At 67.7% G+C, this 15,813-nt stretch carries 19 protein-coding genes and 1 pseudogene; 14 read left to right on the forward strand and 6 right to left on the reverse strand.

Going from position 1 to position 15,813, the window contains the following annotated elements; all coding sequences use genetic code 11:
- Window positions 1-42: 42 nt before the first annotated feature.
- Window positions 43-750 carry a TVP38/TMEM64 family protein gene (locus ACQY9P_RS20640; RefSeq protein WP_421737386.1) on the reverse strand — a complete coding sequence of 236 codons (708 nt, stop codon included), beginning with the start codon at window positions 748-750 and terminating at the stop codon, window positions 43-45.
- 217 nt (window positions 751-967) lie between these two features.
- On the opposite strand from ACQY9P_RS20640, the gene ACQY9P_RS20645 reads away from it, so the two are divergent.
- Window positions 968-1,630, forward strand: a complete 663-nt coding sequence (locus ACQY9P_RS20645) for an AAA family ATPase (RefSeq protein WP_421737385.1) — start codon at window positions 968-970, stop codon at window positions 1,628-1,630.
- Between the two features lie 60 nt (window positions 1,631-1,690).
- Window positions 1,691-2,224: an NADPH-dependent FMN reductase gene (locus tag ACQY9P_RS20650; RefSeq protein ID WP_421737384.1), complete on the forward strand. Its 534-nt coding sequence runs from the start codon at window positions 1,691-1,693 to the stop codon at window positions 2,222-2,224.
- Here the strand turns inward: ACQY9P_RS20650 and ACQY9P_RS20655 are convergent.
- Window positions 2,221-2,799, reverse strand: a complete 579-nt coding sequence (locus ACQY9P_RS20655; protein WP_421737383.1) for a hypothetical protein — start codon at window positions 2,797-2,799, stop codon at window positions 2,221-2,223. The two genes, ACQY9P_RS20650 and ACQY9P_RS20655, sit on opposite strands and share 4 nt — an antisense overlap.
- A gap of 285 nt (window positions 2,800-3,084) precedes the next feature.
- Between ACQY9P_RS20655 and ACQY9P_RS20660 the strand changes: the two genes are divergently transcribed.
- The 5 genes from ACQY9P_RS20660 to ACQY9P_RS20680 all read left to right on the forward strand — a co-directional run bounded on the left by ACQY9P_RS20660 (window position 3,085) and on the right by ACQY9P_RS20680 (window position 6,714).
- Window positions 3,085-4,287 (forward strand): pyridoxal phosphate-dependent aminotransferase, encoded by a 1,203-nt coding sequence (locus tag ACQY9P_RS20660; protein WP_421737382.1) that lies wholly within the window; start codon window positions 3,085-3,087, stop codon window positions 4,285-4,287.
- A gap of 141 nt (window positions 4,288-4,428) precedes the next feature.
- A complete protein-coding gene (locus ACQY9P_RS20665; protein WP_421737381.1) occupies window positions 4,429-4,578 on the forward strand; it encodes a hypothetical protein in 150 nt (49 codons plus the stop codon).
- Between the two features lie 9 nt (window positions 4,579-4,587).
- Complete coding sequence (locus ACQY9P_RS20670; RefSeq protein ID WP_421737380.1) at window positions 4,588-4,848, forward strand: hypothetical protein; 261 nt, start codon at window positions 4,588-4,590, stop codon at window positions 4,846-4,848.
- Window positions 4,849-4,986: 138 nt separating this feature from the next.
- A complete protein-coding gene (locus tag ACQY9P_RS20675; RefSeq protein ID WP_421737379.1) occupies window positions 4,987-6,057 on the forward strand; it encodes a sensor histidine kinase in 1,071 nt (356 codons plus the stop codon).
- 78 nt (window positions 6,058-6,135) lie between these two features.
- Window positions 6,136-6,714, forward strand: coding sequence for a carboxymuconolactone decarboxylase family protein (locus ACQY9P_RS20680; RefSeq protein ID WP_421737378.1), 579 nt, complete (start codon window positions 6,136-6,138; stop codon window positions 6,712-6,714).
- Here ACQY9P_RS20680 and ACQY9P_RS20685 read toward each other — a convergent pair.
- Window positions 6,711-7,346 (reverse strand): glutathione S-transferase family protein, encoded by a 636-nt coding sequence (locus tag ACQY9P_RS20685; RefSeq protein ID WP_421737377.1) that lies wholly within the window; start codon window positions 7,344-7,346, stop codon window positions 6,711-6,713. The two genes, ACQY9P_RS20680 and ACQY9P_RS20685, sit on opposite strands and share 4 nt — an antisense overlap.
- 141 nt (window positions 7,347-7,487) lie before the next feature.
- On the opposite strand from ACQY9P_RS20685, the gene ACQY9P_RS20690 reads away from it, so the two are divergent.
- From ACQY9P_RS20690 to ACQY9P_RS20705, 4 genes are all read left to right on the forward strand, one after another.
- Window positions 7,488-8,072: a glutathione S-transferase family protein gene (locus ACQY9P_RS20690; protein WP_421737376.1), complete on the forward strand. Its 585-nt coding sequence runs from the start codon at window positions 7,488-7,490 to the stop codon at window positions 8,070-8,072.
- Complete coding sequence (locus ACQY9P_RS20695) at window positions 8,072-8,998, forward strand: DUF6807 family protein (protein ID WP_421737375.1); 927 nt, start codon at window positions 8,072-8,074, stop codon at window positions 8,996-8,998. The genes ACQY9P_RS20690 and ACQY9P_RS20695 overlap by 1 nt, the downstream gene beginning before the upstream one ends.
- Before the next feature lie 2 nt (window positions 8,999-9,000).
- Window positions 9,001-9,177 (forward strand): DUF4169 family protein, encoded by a 177-nt coding sequence (locus tag ACQY9P_RS20700; RefSeq protein WP_421737374.1) that lies wholly within the window; start codon window positions 9,001-9,003, stop codon window positions 9,175-9,177.
- A 66-nt stretch (window positions 9,178-9,243) separates the two neighbouring features.
- Window positions 9,244-9,465, forward strand: a complete 222-nt coding sequence (locus ACQY9P_RS20705) for a ribbon-helix-helix domain-containing protein (protein WP_421737373.1) — start codon at window positions 9,244-9,246, stop codon at window positions 9,463-9,465.
- On the opposite strand, the gene ACQY9P_RS20710 is transcribed toward ACQY9P_RS20705, so the two are convergent.
- Together ACQY9P_RS20710 and ACQY9P_RS20715 are read right to left on the reverse strand one after the other, a co-directional pair.
- Window positions 9,462-9,674 (reverse strand): hypothetical protein, encoded by a 213-nt coding sequence (locus ACQY9P_RS20710; RefSeq protein ID WP_421737372.1) that lies wholly within the window; start codon window positions 9,672-9,674, stop codon window positions 9,462-9,464. The two genes, ACQY9P_RS20705 and ACQY9P_RS20710, sit on opposite strands and share 4 nt — an antisense overlap.
- A gap of 10 nt (window positions 9,675-9,684) precedes the next feature.
- A complete protein-coding gene (locus ACQY9P_RS20715; RefSeq protein WP_421737371.1) occupies window positions 9,685-9,876 on the reverse strand; it encodes a hypothetical protein in 192 nt (63 codons plus the stop codon).
- 109 nt (window positions 9,877-9,985) lie between these two features.
- Between ACQY9P_RS20715 and ACQY9P_RS20720 the strand changes: the two genes are divergently transcribed.
- On the forward strand, window positions 9,986-12,391 hold the full coding sequence (locus tag ACQY9P_RS20720) for an ATP-dependent helicase (RefSeq protein ID WP_421737370.1): 2,406 nt from the start codon (window positions 9,986-9,988) through the stop codon (window positions 12,389-12,391).
- A gap of 110 nt (window positions 12,392-12,501) precedes the next feature.
- Window positions 12,502-12,792: an EF-hand domain-containing protein gene (locus ACQY9P_RS20725; RefSeq protein ID WP_421737369.1), complete on the forward strand. Its 291-nt coding sequence runs from the start codon at window positions 12,502-12,504 to the stop codon at window positions 12,790-12,792.
- A gap of 59 nt (window positions 12,793-12,851) precedes the next feature.
- Here the strand turns inward: ACQY9P_RS20725 and ACQY9P_RS20730 are convergent, their stop codons facing one another.
- Window positions 12,852-14,420 carry a DUF885 domain-containing protein gene (locus ACQY9P_RS20730; protein ID WP_421737368.1) on the reverse strand — a complete coding sequence of 523 codons (1,569 nt, stop codon included), beginning with the start codon at window positions 14,418-14,420 and terminating at the stop codon, window positions 12,852-12,854.
- 137 nt (window positions 14,421-14,557) lie between these two features.
- On the opposite strand from ACQY9P_RS20730, the pseudogene pcaF reads away from it, so the two are divergent.
- Window positions 14,558-15,759 (forward strand): annotated as a pseudogene (gene pcaF, locus ACQY9P_RS20735) (3-oxoadipyl-CoA thiolase).
- The last annotated feature ends 54 nt before the right edge of the window (window positions 15,760-15,813 follow it).

Consider the following 15,813-nt stretch of genomic DNA (forward strand, 5'->3'; position numbering starts at 1 on the left):
GCGATAGCCGCCGAAACCGCATACACTTTCGGCTATCGCGCTCTACTCCGCCGCCTCGCGCTTCTTGAGCCAGGCGCGCGCCACCAGGCCCGCGACGATCCAGACCGCGACCGCGATCACCAGCAAGACGATGTGCCTGCCGCCGCCGCCCTTCATGGCCTGAACGATGGAATTGCCCGCGAACGCGGTCAGGGCGATCTTTGGAATGATGCCGATGGCGGTGCCGGCCGCGAAGTCGCGGATCTTCATCGGCGTCACGCCAGCGGCCATGTTGACGACAATGAACGGCGCGGAGGGCACCAGGCGGACGATCAGGCTGGCCAGAAAGCCGTTCTTGCCGATCAGCTTCATGAACTTGGCCACGCCCTCGCCGGCGAAGTCGCGCAGCACCTTGGCCCCGAACGCCCGGCCCAGCCAGAAGCCGATGAGCGACGACACCAGGGTGCCGATCCAGCTGTAGGAAAAGCCGGTCCAGGGCCCGAAGGCGACCACCGCCGCGGCGATCAGCACGAACTGGGGCACGCCGATGAAGGCCAGGGCGGCGAAGGCCCCGACGGCGACCGGCAGCGCCCACGGACCATGCGCGGCGCCCAGCCAGTGCTCGACCGCCGCTTCCCCATTCAGGCCCAGCAACTGGGCCCCGAACAGGAAGACAATGCCCACGCCGCCGAACAGCACGAAGGACACCGCCACCGTGCGCCAGGCGCGGGCGTCCATATTGGTCACGAACTCGATCAGGCGGCGCATCACGGGTTCTGCCTCGCGCAATGGTGGCCACGGGTCAAGCGGCGTTGCCGTCCATCTGCGCAGAGTGCGCCCGGATTAACCAAGTCGGAGCCCTTCCCTCTTGATTCTCAAGGGTTACCACTCGCCCGTGGCGACAATTCGTTTGCCAAGTTTTCACATCACGCTGTTACTTATCCACAGACGGTGGGGATCGGATCGTGTGCGAACTGGAGTTCCGGACGTGAAAACTATCGCTGTGATCTCGCGGAAAGGTGGCTCCGGAAAGACCACCCTGGCGGTCAACCTGGCGATCACCGCCTATTTGTCCGGCCTGCGGACAATGCTGGCCGACATCGACCTTCAGCGCTCGGCGACAGATGCGCTGAAAGCCCGCGCGGCGCCGGGCCCCGCCGTGATGGAGATCAACGCCGGGAAACTGTTCCAGACCAAGACCCATGCCGACTATTCCGGCTTTGAGTGCCTGATCGTCGACACGCCCGCCGCGCCCGACACCGACGTGCTGCAGGCCGTGCAGTGCGCGGATCTTTGCCTCCTGGTCTGCCGCCCCACCTTCCTCGACATCGCCTCGATCGCCCGTTCGGCCGAGGCGGTTCGCCGCCTGGGCAAGAAGGGCCTGATCGTCCTCAACCAGGCGCCCCCGCGCCGCAATGGCGCCGAACCGTCGACCGTCCTCAAGGCCGCCGAGGCCCTGAGATTCACCGGCATGCCCATGGCGCCGGTCGGCCTGCGCGCCCGCGCCGCCTTCCAGCAATCGATCGCCCACGGCCGTTCGGTCTGCGAATGGGATGCGCAGTCTTCAGCCAGCCAGGAAATCGAGCGGCTGTGGGGGCACATCGCGCCCATCCTGCGCGGCCAGAGCGATCTGGAAGTCCGCGCCAGCTGATGAGCATGGCTTGCCGGCTTGATCCGCTCTAGCGTCCGCCCTCCTGTCCCAGGAGGCGATATGAAGATTCTCGGCGTTTCAGGCAGCCTGCGCGCGGCCTCGTTCAATACCGCTTTGCTGAGGGCCGCCCAGGAGCTGGCGCCGGAAGGCGTCGCGATCGAAATCTTTGGCCTGCACGACCTGCCGTTGTTCAACCAGGACGTCGAGGATCAGGGCGACCCCGCGCCGGTGGCGGCCTGGAAGGACGCCGTGCGCGGCGCCGACGCCCTGCTGCTGGCCTGTCCCGAATATAATGGCGGCGTCACGGGCGTACTGAAGAACGCCATCGACTGGGCCTCGCGCGGCAAGCCCGCGCCCCTGGACGGCAAGGTCGCCTGCATCATCGGCGCTTCGCCGGGCGTGACAGGCACGGTTCGCGCCCAGGACGCCCTGCGCCAGTCGCTGCGCAAGGTCAGCGCCCTCTACTGGCCGCTGGGCGAAGTGCTGGTCGGTCAGGCGCACACCAAGATCGAGGACGGTCGCCTGACCGACGAAAAGAGCCGCGCTGTGCTGCAAAGGCACCTGACGGCCTTCATCGAGAAACTGCGCGGCTAGTTGGCGAGCTTCGACAGGTCGTAGTTGGGCCCGAAGTCGAGCACGAAGACGGGGCCAAGAACGACCGTCTGCCTGGCGGAGGCCAGGTGCAGCGAGACGGTACCGCCACCCGCCGGGATGTCGATGCCGGCTTTTCCAGGCACGGTGTGCATCGCCCATTCGCCCCCGACCTTCACCGAGCCCTGCATGGCCGCGTCGTACGGCTCGCCGGCCTGCTGCACGCGGGCCGAAGAGATGGTCGCCGTGGCCGGACCGCCATCGACGCTCTCGGCCCTGGCCCAGAACGCGATCAGCAGGGTGTCGCCCGTCGTGATCTTGCCGGTGATGGGCTGCTGGGCCCCGACCGACCAGGGCTTGTCGCTGGCCGCGGCGACCTGGACGCGGATCCCGCCGCCGCCCACCACGGTCTTGTCCTTCACGGGCGAATTGGCCTGCCCCGCGCCATAGACCTGCCAGTTGGCCGACGGTTTGTTGATGGCCTTTTGCAGGATGTCGCCATCCTGACGGGCCCTGACAGACGTTCCGACCCCGATGGCGAGCGCCGCGAGCGAGGCGGCGATGATGATGGCTTTCATGGTGTTTCCCTCCCCATGGTTCGACCGGGGGATTCGTCCCGTGTCTGGACGGTCCCGGCATTTCCCCCCAAGGCCAGCCGACTGCGCGGCTTGATCGCCTTGATTGTTCTTATGATGGTAGCGCTACCGCGACATATCCGACGATGCAAGACGCCCAGGCTTCAAAAGCCTGTCGCCCAAAGGCCGCATTGACGGAAAGAGCGCCTCCCCCGCGTTGCGCCGCGGCAAGTGGGGGCGTAAAGACCCCCGCAATCCTGAAAACCGGTTTCCCAGGGGAGTCCTAGAATGTCGCTCGAGTCCGCCGCCCTGCGGCGCATCGCACCGTCGGCCACCATCGCCATCAGCGCCAAGGCGCGCGCCCTGAAGGCCGCCGGTCGTGACATCATCGCCCTCTCGGCGGGCGAGCCGGACTTCGACACCCCGGACAATATCAAGGAAGCCGGCATCGCGGCGATCCGCGCCGGCAAGACCAAATACACCGACCCCGACGGCATGCCCGAGCTGAAGGCCGCGATCTGCGCCAAGTTCAAGCGCGAGAACGGCCTCGACTACAAGCCCAGCCAGGTCCACGTGGCCCCCGGCGGCAAGCCGGTGATCTACAACGCCCTGGTCGCCACCCTGAACGCGGGCGATGAAGTGATCATCCCCGCCCCCTACTGGGTGTCGTATCCTGACATGGTCCTGCTGGCCGGCGGAACGCCCGTGGCGGTCGAAACCACCGCCGAGAGCGGCTTCAAGCTCACGCCCGAAGCCCTCGAAAAGGTCATCACGCCGAAGTCCAAGTGGCTGATCATCAACAGCCCGTCCAACCCCTCGGGCGGCGCCTATACCCGCGCCGAACTGCAGGCCATCGCCGACGTGCTGCTCAAGCACCCGCAGGTGTGGGTGCTGACCGACGACATGTACGAGCACCTGGTGTTCGACGACTTCGAGTTCACCACCATCGCCCAGGTCGAGCCCAGGCTCTATGACCGCACCCTGACGATGAACGGCGTCTCCAAGGCCTATGCCATGACCGGCTGGCGGATCGGCTACGCGGCCGGCCCTGAACCCCTGATCAAGGCCATGGCCAAGATGATCAGCCAGACGACCTCCAACCCCTCGTCCATCTCGCAGTGGGCGGCGCTGGAGGCGCTGAACGGCACGCAGGACTTCATCAAGCCCAACGCCAAGCTGTTCCAGGAGCGCCGCGACCTGGTGGTGTCGATGCTGAACCAGGCCAACGGCATCCACTGCCCGACCCCGGAAGGCGCGTTCTATGTCTATCCGTCGTGCGCCGGCCTGATCGGCAAGACCGCCCCCAGCGGCAAGGTCATCGCCAGCGACGAGGACTTCGCCGTCGAACTGCTGGAAACCGAGGGCGTCGCCGTGGTGCATGGCGCGGCGTTCGGCCTCTCGCCGTTCTTCCGCATCAGCTACGCCACCAGCAATGACGTTCTGGAAGACGCCTGCTCGCGCATCCAGCGCTTCTGCGGCAACGTAAAGTAGCCATAGGCACGCGCGGATAGGCGATCGCGGACACAGCGATCGCCTATCCGACGTTTTCGTCATAAAATCGCAACCCTCGCCGCCCGAAGCGCGCTAAGGGGAACGCCGTCGCGCTTCAAGCGGCCAAAGGAGGTCGCCGACATGGCGCGAACACCGAACTATTCCTTCGAACGTCAGGAACGCGAGCGCGCCAAGGCTCGCAAGGCCGCCGAGAAGGCCGCCGAAAAGGCCGCCGCCAAGCAGGCCCAGACCGGCGAGGACGCCCCGTCCCCGTCCGACGACGATCGGTAAAGACCCTCCATGCCCACCCTGACGATGTACAACCACGAGACTGTCGCGCTCGATGGCGAATATTTCTCGGACTGCGAGTTCCGCGGCTGCCGGCTGGTCTATGCCGGCGGCGAGGCGCCGACCTTCGACAACTGCCGCTTCGAATCCTGCGAGTGGAAGTTCGACGACGCCGCCGAGCGCACCCTGGCCCACCTGAAGGTGGTCTGGAACAACGGCGGCAAGGCTCCGGTCCAGGCGCTGATCAAGGAAATCACGGGCGGCGGTCGCTAGGCTTCGGGCCGCCTCGCCCGAGCCCCAAGGATTGCACGACATACGCCACCATATGGCGTAGGCTTTCGGCATCGGCACCTATCCGCTGCCGTCCGCGACGGAGCCGCCGCGTCCAGGATCGGATTCAAGATCCCGCCGATGACGCGATCGATACCCGGAATTGAGGACGCCCAGACTCTCGCCCAGGCGATCGTGGACACCATCCACGAGCCGCTTCTGGTGCTGGACGCCAATTTCGTGGTGCTGGGGGCCAGTCGATCCTTCTATGAGATCTTTCAGGTCGCCCCGCGGCAGACCATGGGACGTCTGCTCTACGACCTGGGCGACGGGCAATGGAACATCCCGGCCCTGCGCGTGCTGCTCGAGACGATCATTCCCGAACACACCGCGATGGATGGCTTCGAGGTCGAGCACGACTTTCCAAGTCTTGGCCAACGCACCATGCTGCTCAACGCGCGCATGGTGGTCTACGAAACCAGTCCCAATTCCACGATCCTGCTGGCCTTCACCGACATCACCGCGCGCCGCGTCATCGAGCGCGAGAAGGAAGACCTGCTAGAGCGAACCGAGGAGCTTCTGAACCAGAAGCAGGTGCTCTTGCAGGAGATGCAGCACCGGGTCGCCAACAGCCTGCAGATCATCGCCAGCATCCTGATGCTGAAAGCCCGGGCGGTGACCTCCGAGGAAATTCGCTTTCATCTCAAGGACGCGCACCAGCGCGTGCTGTCGGTGGCCCAGGTTCAATCGCACCTGCATGCCTCTGGCGGCGTCGACAAGATCGAGGTCGGCGTCTACCTGACCAAGCTGTGCGCCAGCCTCGGGGCGTCGATGATCGGCGAAGATCAGCCCATCGACCTGCGCGTGACCGCCGATCACGGCATGATCGGCTCCGACAAGGCCGTCAGCATCGGACTGATCGTCACCGAACTGGTCATCAACGCCATCAAGTATGCGTTCCCGACGCCCACCGCCAACGCGCGGATCGCCGTCACCTTCGTCAGCGACGAGGACGACTGGTCGCTCTCGGTGTTCGACAACGGCGTTGGCAAGGTTGGCGAGACGGCTCCGGGTCTGGTTGGCGGATTGGGGACCGTGATCGTCCAGGCCCTGGTCAAGCAGCTCGACGCCAGGATGATCGTCGACGGCGTCGGAGGCATGAGGGTCGCGATAAGTCGCATCCGCGCCCCAAAGCTCGACAAGGCGGCCTGAACGACCGTTTGACCCCGCCCCGCGCGCAAGGCCATGCTGGGCGCGACGCGGCTTCAGACCGCGCGAGGGAGCCAAGTGATGCGGTTGAGCCAGCCCAGGGTCCATCCCCTGACGAACGACCTGACACCCGAGCAGGCCGAGGTTCTGGCGCCGCTGGGCCAGGGTGGGGTCATCCCAGCCGGACCCGTGCTCAACATCTTCCGCACGCTGGCTCACGCGCCCCAGGCCCTGAAGGCCTTCCTGACCTGGGGAAACTATATCCTGTCAAAGAAGAATGACCTGCCGGCCCGCGAGCGCGAGATCGTCATCCTGCGCACCGGCTTCCTGTGCCGGAGCGGCTATGAATGGACGCAGCACGTCGAGATCGGCCTGCGTTGCGGCCTGACGCCGGACGAGATCCAGATGCTGAAGGCCGGTCCTGACGCCGGATGGTCCCCGGCCGACGCCGCCCTTGTTCGAGCGACGGACGAACTGCACGCCGACCAGTTCATCAGCAACGAGACCTGGACCCAGCTCCTGACCCACTTCAGCCAGAAGCAGGCGATGGACGTGGTGTTCACGGCCGGCCAGTACACGCAGGTCAGCATGATCCTCAACACCTTCGGCGTGCAGCTGGACCCCGGCCAGACCCTCGACCCGGACCTGCGGGTCGGCTAGCCGTCGATCCAGTCGGTTAGGGCTTCCCGGCGGTGGACCTCGCGCAGGGCGGGCCGCTGACGGATGCGATCCAGATAGCGCTTCAGGTTGGGCCACGCCGTCGCCGGACGCGGCATGTTGCGGCTCCAGCGGCAGAGGATCGTGGCCAGCAGGTCGACGGTCGAGAAGCGGTCGCCGACGATGAACTCGCGATCGGCCAGACGAGCGTCCAGTCGCGCCAGACCCGTCTCGATACGGGCGCGGGCGCAGGCCTGCGCCGCATCCGCGCTCTGCTCGCCCGCGGGTTCGTCGGCGTAGAACCAGGCCCGGAACGCGGGCTGCATCCCGTTGGCCAGCCAGAAACTCCAGCTGAAATAGGCCGCGCGCTCGGGCGATCCGACGGGGGGCGCGAAACCCGCCTCCGGATGCCGCTCCGCCAGCAGCGTGGCGATGGCCGCCATCTCCGTCACCGGCGCGCCGTCCACGATCAGGGTCGGCACCACCCCGTCGGGATTGACCGTCAGATAGGCCGGGCTCTTCTGCTCCCTGGTCTCGAAGTCGAGCATGGTGATCTCGAAGGGAACCCCAAGCTCCAGCAACAGCCAGTGAATCGCGGTGCCGGCGGTGCTGGGGGAACCATAGAGCCTGTACACGCAAGACCTCCGCCGGGTTGGAATGGCGCGATAGGCGGGTGGTTCTCCCACCCGGTCAAGCCTGGCTTTTGCCAAGCGCCAGACACTCTTGCCCGGAGCCTTTGTTCCGGTTACGTTCGCGCCAGGATAGAGGAGACGTCGATGCTCACCCTGGTGCACGCCCCCCGTTCGCGCTCGACGCGGTTCCTCTGGCTGCTGGAAGAACTGGGCGCGCCGTACGAAGTCATGACGGTCGATGTCTATCGTTCCAACACCCGGACAGGCGCTCGCGATCCGCGCAATCCGCATCCGCACGGCCAGGTGCCCGCCCTACTGGATGACGGCGTGCTGATCACAGAGTCGGCGGCCATCGCGCTCTACCTGACCGACAAGTTCCCGGCCAACGGCCTTGGCCCCACGGTCGGCGATCCCCTGCGCGGGCCGTATCTGTCCTGGCTGGCCTATTATGCGGGCGTGCTGGAGCCGGCCGTCGTCAACCTGTGGAAGCAGCGGCAGGACGACGAAGACAAGGCGATGTATCAGGCCATGGACGACCGGCTGCGCACCACGCTTGAGGCCTCGCCCTGGCTGCTGGGCGACACCTTCTCGGCCGCGGACATGCTGTTTGTCAGCCTGCTGCAATTCGCCCGTCAGATGCTGCCGCCCCATGCCGTCTATGACGACTGGCTGGCGCGCGCCAACGCCCGCCCCGCCCTGGCGCGGGCCCTGGCCAGGGACGACGCCTGATGGCGCGCCTGATCGGTTTCGCCGCTGCCCTGGCCCTGCTGGCGACGGCCACTGGGGTTCGGGCCGATCCCGCCATCGGCGCCCGGGTCGACGCCGTGCTGGCCGATGACGCCGTGACTATCACGGAGGCGGGCAAGACCGTGCTGGTCTACCGCACCAAGTCGCTGGACCCCGCCAACGAGCCTGGGCGGCTGAACTATGTCCATCCGCTGTATGCGCCCGACGGCACGGTGCTGACTGAAGACAAGCCCGCCGATCACCTGCACCAGCGCGGGGCCTTCTGGAGCTGGCATCAGGTGCAGGTGAACGGCAAGGCCGTCGCCGATGGCTGGTTCATGAAGGGTCTGACCTTTCATGTGCGCGAAACACGCTTCAAGGGCGACGCCCAGGGCGGCGGAGCCCTCACCGTCAATGCCGACTGGATCGTCAATTCCGGTCCGGAACTGGAGTATGTGGCGCGCGAGACCACGCGCGTTCATGTCTATCCGCTAAAGGATGGCGCGCGGCGCATAGACTTCGACACCCTCATCACGTCGCGGGTCGACGCCCTGGGCCTGGGCGGCAGCGACGACGCCAAGGGCTATGGCGGCTTCTCGATCCGCCTGATCCGCCCCGATCGCCTGACCTTCGCCTCGGGCGGCAAGACCGTCACGCCGACGGACACGGCGCTCGAAGCCGGCAATTCGATGGGCTTTGCCTGGTCCGCCGAGCCCGGATCGCCGGCCTGGACGGTGGGGCTCAGCTGTCGGGCCAATGACCAGCCGATCAAGACCTGGATCCTGCGCAAGGCGCTGTCGATGCAGAACTGCGTCTTCCCCGGCCGCGCGCCTTATGTGATCAAGAAGGATGAAACGCTGCGTCTGCGGGAGACCCTGGTCATCCGGGCCGCGACGCCGCCCAAACCGCAGCCCCCGAAGAAGCCCTGATCATGGCCGAGATCCTGAACCTCAACCGAGCCCGCAAGGCCAAGGCCAGGACCGAGGACAAGACCCGCGCCGCCGAGAACCGCGCCAAGCACGGCCGCAGCAAGGTCGACAAGGCGCTGGACGCCGCGCGCGCCGACAAGCTGCGCCGCGCGCTGGACGGCGCCAAGCGCGAGGATTGACGCGAAGGCCGCCACAACGGCAGAGCTAACCGCGCGCCAGTGTCACCAAGGAGCCGATCGCGTCGCATGGGCAGTCTGAAGAAGCGCTCCGTCAATCTGGCCGGCCACGCCACGTCCCTGGCGCTTGAACTGGAATTCTGGGACGTCCTGGACCGGGCGGCCACGGAAGACGCCGTCAGTCTGGCGGCCCTGATCCAGCGGATCGACAGCGGGCGCGGCGAGCGCCCCCTGGCCTCGGCCTGCCGGGTCTTTGCGCTTCAACGTGTGATGGATACCCCGTCAGCCTAGCGTGGGCGCGGCGAGATCGGCAAAGGCGAAGGCTCGGGGTTGGGGACCGATCGCGACGGAATGGCGGGCGCCCGGAACTGAAGCGCCGGCGGAACCCCCACCGCCCCGCCCATCTGCCAGGCCATCCACAGGGTCAGAACCACCGCGACGACGGCCACGCCGGCCATCCAGGCGCCGGCTCTCGAAGGATGCGGATGGGCCTGTTTCATCGGTTCGGCCTCAGCTTCCCGGAGGCTTTGGCGGGTCGGGCATTTTCGGCGCCGAGGCCGAGACATTGACGTCGATCGACTTCTTCTGCGTGAAGCCGCCCGAATAGACGACGAACGCGATCACAGCGACGACGACGACCAGCGCCCCGACAATGAAGGCCAGGCCGCTGTTGCCGCCGCTGTTGCTCGTACCTTCGGCCATGCGGGCCTCCCGTGATTGATGTGCCGGATCAACGGCGCGCCGCGCTCGCGGTTCCGCAATCGCCGTCTCGGGGGCTTAAGCCGCCGAACCTTTGTGCTACATATGTTCCATGTCTTCAGGCTTCGACTCGCGCCCTCCTCAGGGCGACCTCCCCTCCCCGCGCATCTCCGACCTCGCAAGGCCTCAGGCGCCGGGCGGCGGCAGCGGTGGCGCGCCGAACTATCTGGAGGGACTGAACCCCGAACAGCGGGCTGCGGTCGAGACCACGGAAGGCCCAGTCCTGGTCCTGGCCGGGGCCGGAACGGGCAAGACGCGCGTCCTGACCACCCGCCTGGCGCACATCCTGTCGACCGGCCGGGCCCGTCCCTGGGAACTGCTGGCGGTGACCTTCACCAACAAGGCCGCCCGCGAGATGCGCGAGCGGATCACCCACATCATCGGCGCCGAGGCCGAAGGCCTGCGCTGGCTGGGCACATTCCACTCGGTGGCCGCCCAGATCCTGCGGCGCCATTCCGAGCTGGTGGGCCTGAAGTCCAGCTACACCATCATCGACAACGACGATCAGGAGCGCCTGCTCAAGCAACTGATCGAGGCCGAGAACATCGACGCCAAGCGCTGGACGCCCAAGATCCTGGCCGGGATGATCGACAACTGGAAGAACAAGGGCTGGACGCCCGACCGGGTGCCGCCCGCCGACGGCTCCGAGTTCGCGGCGGGCAAGGGCATTACGCTCTACCGCCAGTATCAGGAGCGGCTGCGCATCCTGAACGCCTGTGATTTCGGCGACCTGCTGCTGCACAACATCACGATCTTCACCAGCCACCCGGACGTGCTGACCGACTACCAGACCCGCTTCAAATATGTGCTGGTCGACGAGTACCAGGACACCAACATCGCTCAGTATCTGTGGCTGCGCCTGCTGGCCCAGGGCCGGCAGAACGTGTGCTGCGTGGGCGACGACGACCAGTCGATCTATGGCTGGCGCGGGGCCGAGGTGGACAACATCCTGCGGTTCGAGCGCGACTTTCCGGGCGCCAAGGTCGTCAAGCTGGAGCGCAACTATCGCTCGACCGAGCATATCCTGGCCGCGGCGTCCGGCCTGATCACCGCCAACAAGGACCGCCTGGGCAAGACCTTGTGGACCGAGGCGACCGGCGGCGAAAAGGTCAAGGTCAGCGGCGTCTGGGACGGCGAGGCCGAAAGCCGGATGGTCGCCGACGAGATCGAGAAGGCCAAGCGCGCCGGCCGCAAATACACCCAGATGGCCATCCTGGTTCGGGCCAGCTTCCAGATGCGCGCCTTCGAAGAGCGCTTCGTGATGCTGCAGATCCCCTACAAGGTGGTCGGCGGTCCGCGCTTCTTCGAACGGGCCGAGATCCGCGACGCCCACGCCTATCTGCGCCTGATCCAGTCGCCCGACGATGATCTGGCCTTCGAGCGCATCGTCAACACCCCCAAGCGCGGCATCGGCGACACCTCGGTGCAGAAGCTGCTGCACATCGCCCGGGCCGAGAGCCTGTCGGCGGTGGAGTCGGCCCGCGTGCTGGTCGGCAGCGACGAGCTTCCGGCCCGCACCCGCACGGCGCTCAGCAATTTCCTGCGCGACCTGGATCGCTGGCGGGCCTTGGCCCAGACCATGCCGCACCAACGGGTGCTGGAAGCGGTGCTGGAGGAGAGCGGCTATACCGACGCCCTTCGCCTCGACAAGGGCCCCACCAGCCAGACCCGGCTGGAAAACCTGAAGGAACTTGTTCAGTCGATGAGCGCCTTCGACACGCTGGAAAGCTATCTGGAGCACGTGTCGCTGGTCATGGACCTGGACAAGGGCTCCAGCGACGACTCCGTCTGGATCATGACCCTGCACTCTGCCAAGGGCCTGGAATTCCCGCTGGTCTTCCTGCCGGGCTGGGAGGAAGGCGTCTTCCCCAGCCAGCGCAGCATGGACGACAAAGGGACCAAGGGCCTCGAGGAAGAGCGTCGCCTGGCCTATGTGGGCATCACCCGGGCCCGCGAGGAAGCCCGGATCAGCTTCGTGGCCAACCGGCAGGTCTATGGCCGCTGGACCAGCCAACTGCCCAGCCGCTTCGTCGATGAACTGCCACTAGCCCATGTCGAGGCGGCGTCCGAGACCGGCTACTATGGCGGCGGTCCGGGCATGCAGCAGACGGCGGCCTCGCGCTGGGACGACGCCGGCGCCAGTTCATCGTTCGGCGGTTCCGGCTATGCCAGCCCCGGCTGGAAGCGCGCCCAGGACCGCATGGCCGGCGGCGGCAATTCGTGGAGCAATCCCCGCACCGGCGGGTCTGGCGGCCGCTCGGCCCCGATCGAGGGCGAAGGCCGGCTGGTGGCGGTGTCGGCGCCGTCCAAGGCCAGCGCCTACCAGCGCGGCGACCGGGTGTTCCACGTCAAGTTCGGCTACGGCAAGGTCTCGGCCGTCGAGGGCAACAAGCTGTCGGTGGCCTTCGACAAGGCCGGCGACAAGAAGGTCATCGACAGTTTTGTCGAAAAGGCCTGAGGCCCGCCTTCAGCCAGGCCCCGTCCGCCAGACGCTTCGCCGTAATATGGCCGCAACAAATCGGGCAGATCACGTTCGACGGGAAACAAGTCGGAAGGAACCGAAACTCCATGCGTCGCACCATTTTCGCCGCCGCCCTGGCCTCGATCGCCGCCCTCGCCGCCGGCGCGGCCCTGGCCCAGATGCCGGCCCCGGCCGAGATCATCAAGGCCTGGGACAAGAACGCCGACGGTGCTGTCGACAAGGACGAATGGGTCGCCGCGGGCCGCCCTGAAGCCCGCTTCGCCATGGTCGACGCCGACAAGGACGGCAAGATCTCGGCCGACGAACTGGCGACCGCCATGGCCCGCATGCGCGGCGGCAGCGCGCCCCCGGCCCCGCCGGCCGAACCCAAGACCTAGGCTCTCCGCCAAGCCGAAAGAAACGCCGTCCGGTCTCACGACCGGGCGGCGTTTCGCGTTCAGGCGCCCAGCACCCGCGTTCGCAGCATCGACAGCGGCAGGGTTCCGCTGACCAGCACGGCGTCGTGGAACGCCTTGAGGTCGAAGCCCGCCCCCTTCGCCTTGCGAGCAGCGGCGCGCAGGCGGACCAGTTCCAGCCAGGCCAGCCCTTGCGCGCCCGCGCCGGCGGGGCCGATAGCCGAGCGTTCAACATCCTGAGCGATCGGCGCGAAGACCGGCGGCGGGCCCTGCAGGTCGGCGAAGACGGCCGCCGCCTTCTCATGGCTCCAACCCTGGCTGTGCATGCCGGTGTCGATCAGGGTGCGGCCCACGCGGAACAGCATCCACTGCACATAGCCCAGCTCCGACAGCGGATCACCGGCGAAGGCGCCGTCCTCGTCGGCCAGTTGCTCGGCGTAGATCGCCCAGCCCTCGATGAACCCCGGACAGGCCAGGCGGGTGCGCAACGGATGAGCGCCCGAGCCCTCTTCCAGGGGAATCTGCACCATGTGCCCCGGGAGGCTCTCGTGATGCACCACGCTGCCGAGGGTCCAGCTGGGCCGGGTGCGGATCGCCTTGAGGTCCACATAGTAGGCGCCCGGCCTGGAGCCGTCGAAGGCCGGCGCCTCGCGATAGCCCTGGCGGCCGGCGGCCTCGTCGGCGGGCGACATGCGGCTGATACGGACCTTGCGCGAGCCCGGCGCCAGCGTCGCGAACGATGTCGGCAGGCGGGCGATGGCCCTGTCCAGCCAGAGGTTCATGTCGGCCACGGCCCGGTCGCGGCCAGCGTCGTCGTCGCTGTAGAGCCAGCGCTCGTCGCGGGTCAGGGCGGTGAATCGCTCGCCGACCGAGCCCCGGGTCAGGCCCTGGGCCTTCAGAAGGCCGTCGGCGCGGGCGGTCAGGGCCCTAGCGGTCTCCAGGGCGCGGGCATGGGCGTCGCGCGGCGTCAGGGACAGGCCCAGGTTCAGCTTCAGCAGCAGGCCGTAATAGGCCTCGCCGTCCTTGAAGCGGCAGACGCCCGCCCCGGTCCCGGCCTTGGCGCGCACCCCTTGCAGGGCGTCGCGCTGACGCCCCAGGGCGGCGACGATTTCCGGCGCGGCCTGTGCGGCGGACGCGGTCGCCGTCAGGCCCGTCAGGACCTTGTCGATGATGAAGGCCGGCGGCACGACGCCCTGCCCTGCGTCGGCGGCGATCTGCGCTGTCTCCTGGTCGAGGCGCCGGGCGCTGGCGATCACGGCGTCGCCCCCGGCCCTGGCCGCGTCGGCGGCCTTCAGCCAGGTGCCGGACCGCGGCGTGACCACATAGGGCGCGCCCGGACCCGAGCCGAACGGGAAGCGCGTGGAGATCTCGACTTCGGTGGCCACCGATTGCAGCACGGCCTCATGGTCGATCCGGGCCAGGGGCGAAAGCTGCGCAGGCTGGAAAGCGCGCAGCATCGCCAGGCGCTCGGGCGCTGGTCCACCCTTGGCGACGGTGTCCAGCAGGGCCTTCAACGCCGCGTCGCCCGGAGCCGCCGCTCGCGCGCCGCCGGTGGCCAGCAGCGTCGCGCCGCAGGCGGCGCCGCCCATCACCTCCCGCCGGCTGATCATCGCGTCTCGTCCCCGACCCTGGTTGTTGTCTCTGTCTTAGGTCAACTGACACCGGTGTCCAAGCATCCGATGCTTGATCGCGCGGGGCCGGGCTCTAGGGTGAGCCGAACACCTGTTGGAGCTTGTCGGAGACCCGCATGGCCGAAGCCTTCATCTGCGACGCCGTTCGCACCCCGATCGGCCGCTACGCCGGCGCGCTGTCGTCGGTCCGCGCCGACGATCTGGCCGCCATCCCGCTGAAGGCCCTGGCCGCGCGCAACGCCGGCCTCGACTGGAGTTTGGTGGACGACGTGGTGCTGGGCTGCGCCAACCAGGCCGGCGAGGACAACCGCAACGTCGCCCGCATGGCCGCCCTCCTGGCGGGCCTGGGCACGGAGGTCTCGGGCTCGACCATCAATCGCCTGTGCGGCTCTGGCCTGGACGCCGTGGGCGTCTCTGCCCGCGCCATCAAGTCGGGTGAGGCCCAGCTGATGATTGCCGGCGGCGTGGAAAGCATGAGCCGCGCGCCCTTCGTGATGGGTAAGGCCGACAGCGCCTTCTCGCGCAACGCCGAGATCTTCGACACCACCATCGGCTGGCGGTTCGTCAATCCCGCCATGCGCAAGGCCTATGGCGTCGACTCGATGCCAGAGACCGCCGAGAACGTCGCCGACGACTACGGGATCAAACGCGCCGACCAGGACGCCTTCGCCCTGCGCAGCCAGGCCCGCGCCGCCGCCGCCCAGGCCAGCGGGCGCTTCGACGCCGAGATCGTTCCGGTGACAATCCCCCAGCGCAAGGGCGACCCGGTGGTGGTCAGCCGGGACGAGCATCCGCGCGCGACGACGATCGAGGCCCTGTCGGCGCTGAAGCCGATCGTCCGTCCCGACGGCACCATCACCGCCGGCAACGCCTCGGGCGTCAATGACGGCGCGGCGGCGCTGATCATCGCTTCGGAGGACGCCATCAAGCGCCACGGCCTGACGCCGCGCGCGCGGATCGTCGGCTCGGCCGCCGCCGGCGTCGCCCCGCGCGTCATGGGCTTTGGTCCCGCCCCCTCGACCCAGAAGCTGCTGGCGCGTCTGGGGCTGACCATTGGCCAGATGGACGTGGTCGAACTGAACGAGGCCTTCGCGGCGCAGGGCCTGGCGGTGCTGCGGGCGCTGGGGCTTCCCGACGACGGCGAGCATGTGAACCCTAACGGCGGGGCCATCGCCCTGGGCCACCCGCTGGGCATGAGCGGCGCCCGCCTGGCCCTGACGGCGGTCGAGGAACTGCATCGCCGCAAGCGCGCTATGGCCTGGCGACCATGTGCATCGGGGTGGGCCAAGGGATTTCGATGGTGGTGGAGCGGGTCTAGCTCAGGTTGCGATGGACGGGTGACAACGCCCCCCGCCCCTGATCATCTACAGGC

It is taken from the genome of Caulobacter sp. (genome assembly GCF_965279145.1).
Lineage (GTDB): Bacteria > Pseudomonadota > Alphaproteobacteria > Caulobacterales > Caulobacteraceae > Caulobacter.

Coding starts and splice junctions, on each gene's coding strand:
- ACQY9P_RS20650 (WP_421737384.1), top strand. CDS start 1,691: ATGAAGATTCTCGGCGTTTCAGGCAGCCTGCGCGCGGCCTCGTTCAAT.
- ACQY9P_RS20655 (WP_421737383.1), bottom strand. CDS start 2,799: ATGAAAGCCATCATCATCGCCGCCTCGCTCGCGGCGCTCGCCATCGGG.
- ACQY9P_RS20660 (WP_421737382.1), top strand. CDS start 3,085: ATGTCGCTCGAGTCCGCCGCCCTGCGGCGCATCGCACCGTCGGCCACC.
- ACQY9P_RS20665 (WP_421737381.1), top strand. CDS start 4,429: ATGGCGCGAACACCGAACTATTCCTTCGAACGTCAGGAACGCGAGCGC.
- ACQY9P_RS20670 (WP_421737380.1), top strand. CDS start 4,588: ATGCCCACCCTGACGATGTACAACCACGAGACTGTCGCGCTCGATGGC.
- ACQY9P_RS20675 (WP_421737379.1), top strand. CDS start 4,987: ATGACGCGATCGATACCCGGAATTGAGGACGCCCAGACTCTCGCCCAG.
- ACQY9P_RS20680 (WP_421737378.1), top strand. CDS start 6,136: ATGCGGTTGAGCCAGCCCAGGGTCCATCCCCTGACGAACGACCTGACA.
- ACQY9P_RS20690 (WP_421737376.1), top strand. CDS start 7,488: ATGCTCACCCTGGTGCACGCCCCCCGTTCGCGCTCGACGCGGTTCCTC.
- ACQY9P_RS20695 (WP_421737375.1), top strand. CDS start 8,072: ATGGCGCGCCTGATCGGTTTCGCCGCTGCCCTGGCCCTGCTGGCGACG.
- ACQY9P_RS20700 (WP_421737374.1), top strand. CDS start 9,001: ATGGCCGAGATCCTGAACCTCAACCGAGCCCGCAAGGCCAAGGCCAGG.
- ACQY9P_RS20705 (WP_421737373.1), top strand. CDS start 9,244: ATGGGCAGTCTGAAGAAGCGCTCCGTCAATCTGGCCGGCCACGCCACG.
- ACQY9P_RS20710 (WP_421737372.1), bottom strand. CDS start 9,674: ATGAAACAGGCCCATCCGCATCCTTCGAGAGCCGGCGCCTGGATGGCC.
- ACQY9P_RS20715 (WP_421737371.1), bottom strand. CDS start 9,876: ATGGCCGAAGGTACGAGCAACAGCGGCGGCAACAGCGGCCTGGCCTTC.
- ACQY9P_RS20720 (WP_421737370.1), top strand. CDS start 9,986: ATGTCTTCAGGCTTCGACTCGCGCCCTCCTCAGGGCGACCTCCCCTCC.
- ACQY9P_RS20725 (WP_421737369.1), top strand. CDS start 12,502: ATGCGTCGCACCATTTTCGCCGCCGCCCTGGCCTCGATCGCCGCCCTC.
- ACQY9P_RS20730 (WP_421737368.1), bottom strand. CDS start 14,420: ATGATCAGCCGGCGGGAGGTGATGGGCGGCGCCGCCTGCGGCGCGACG.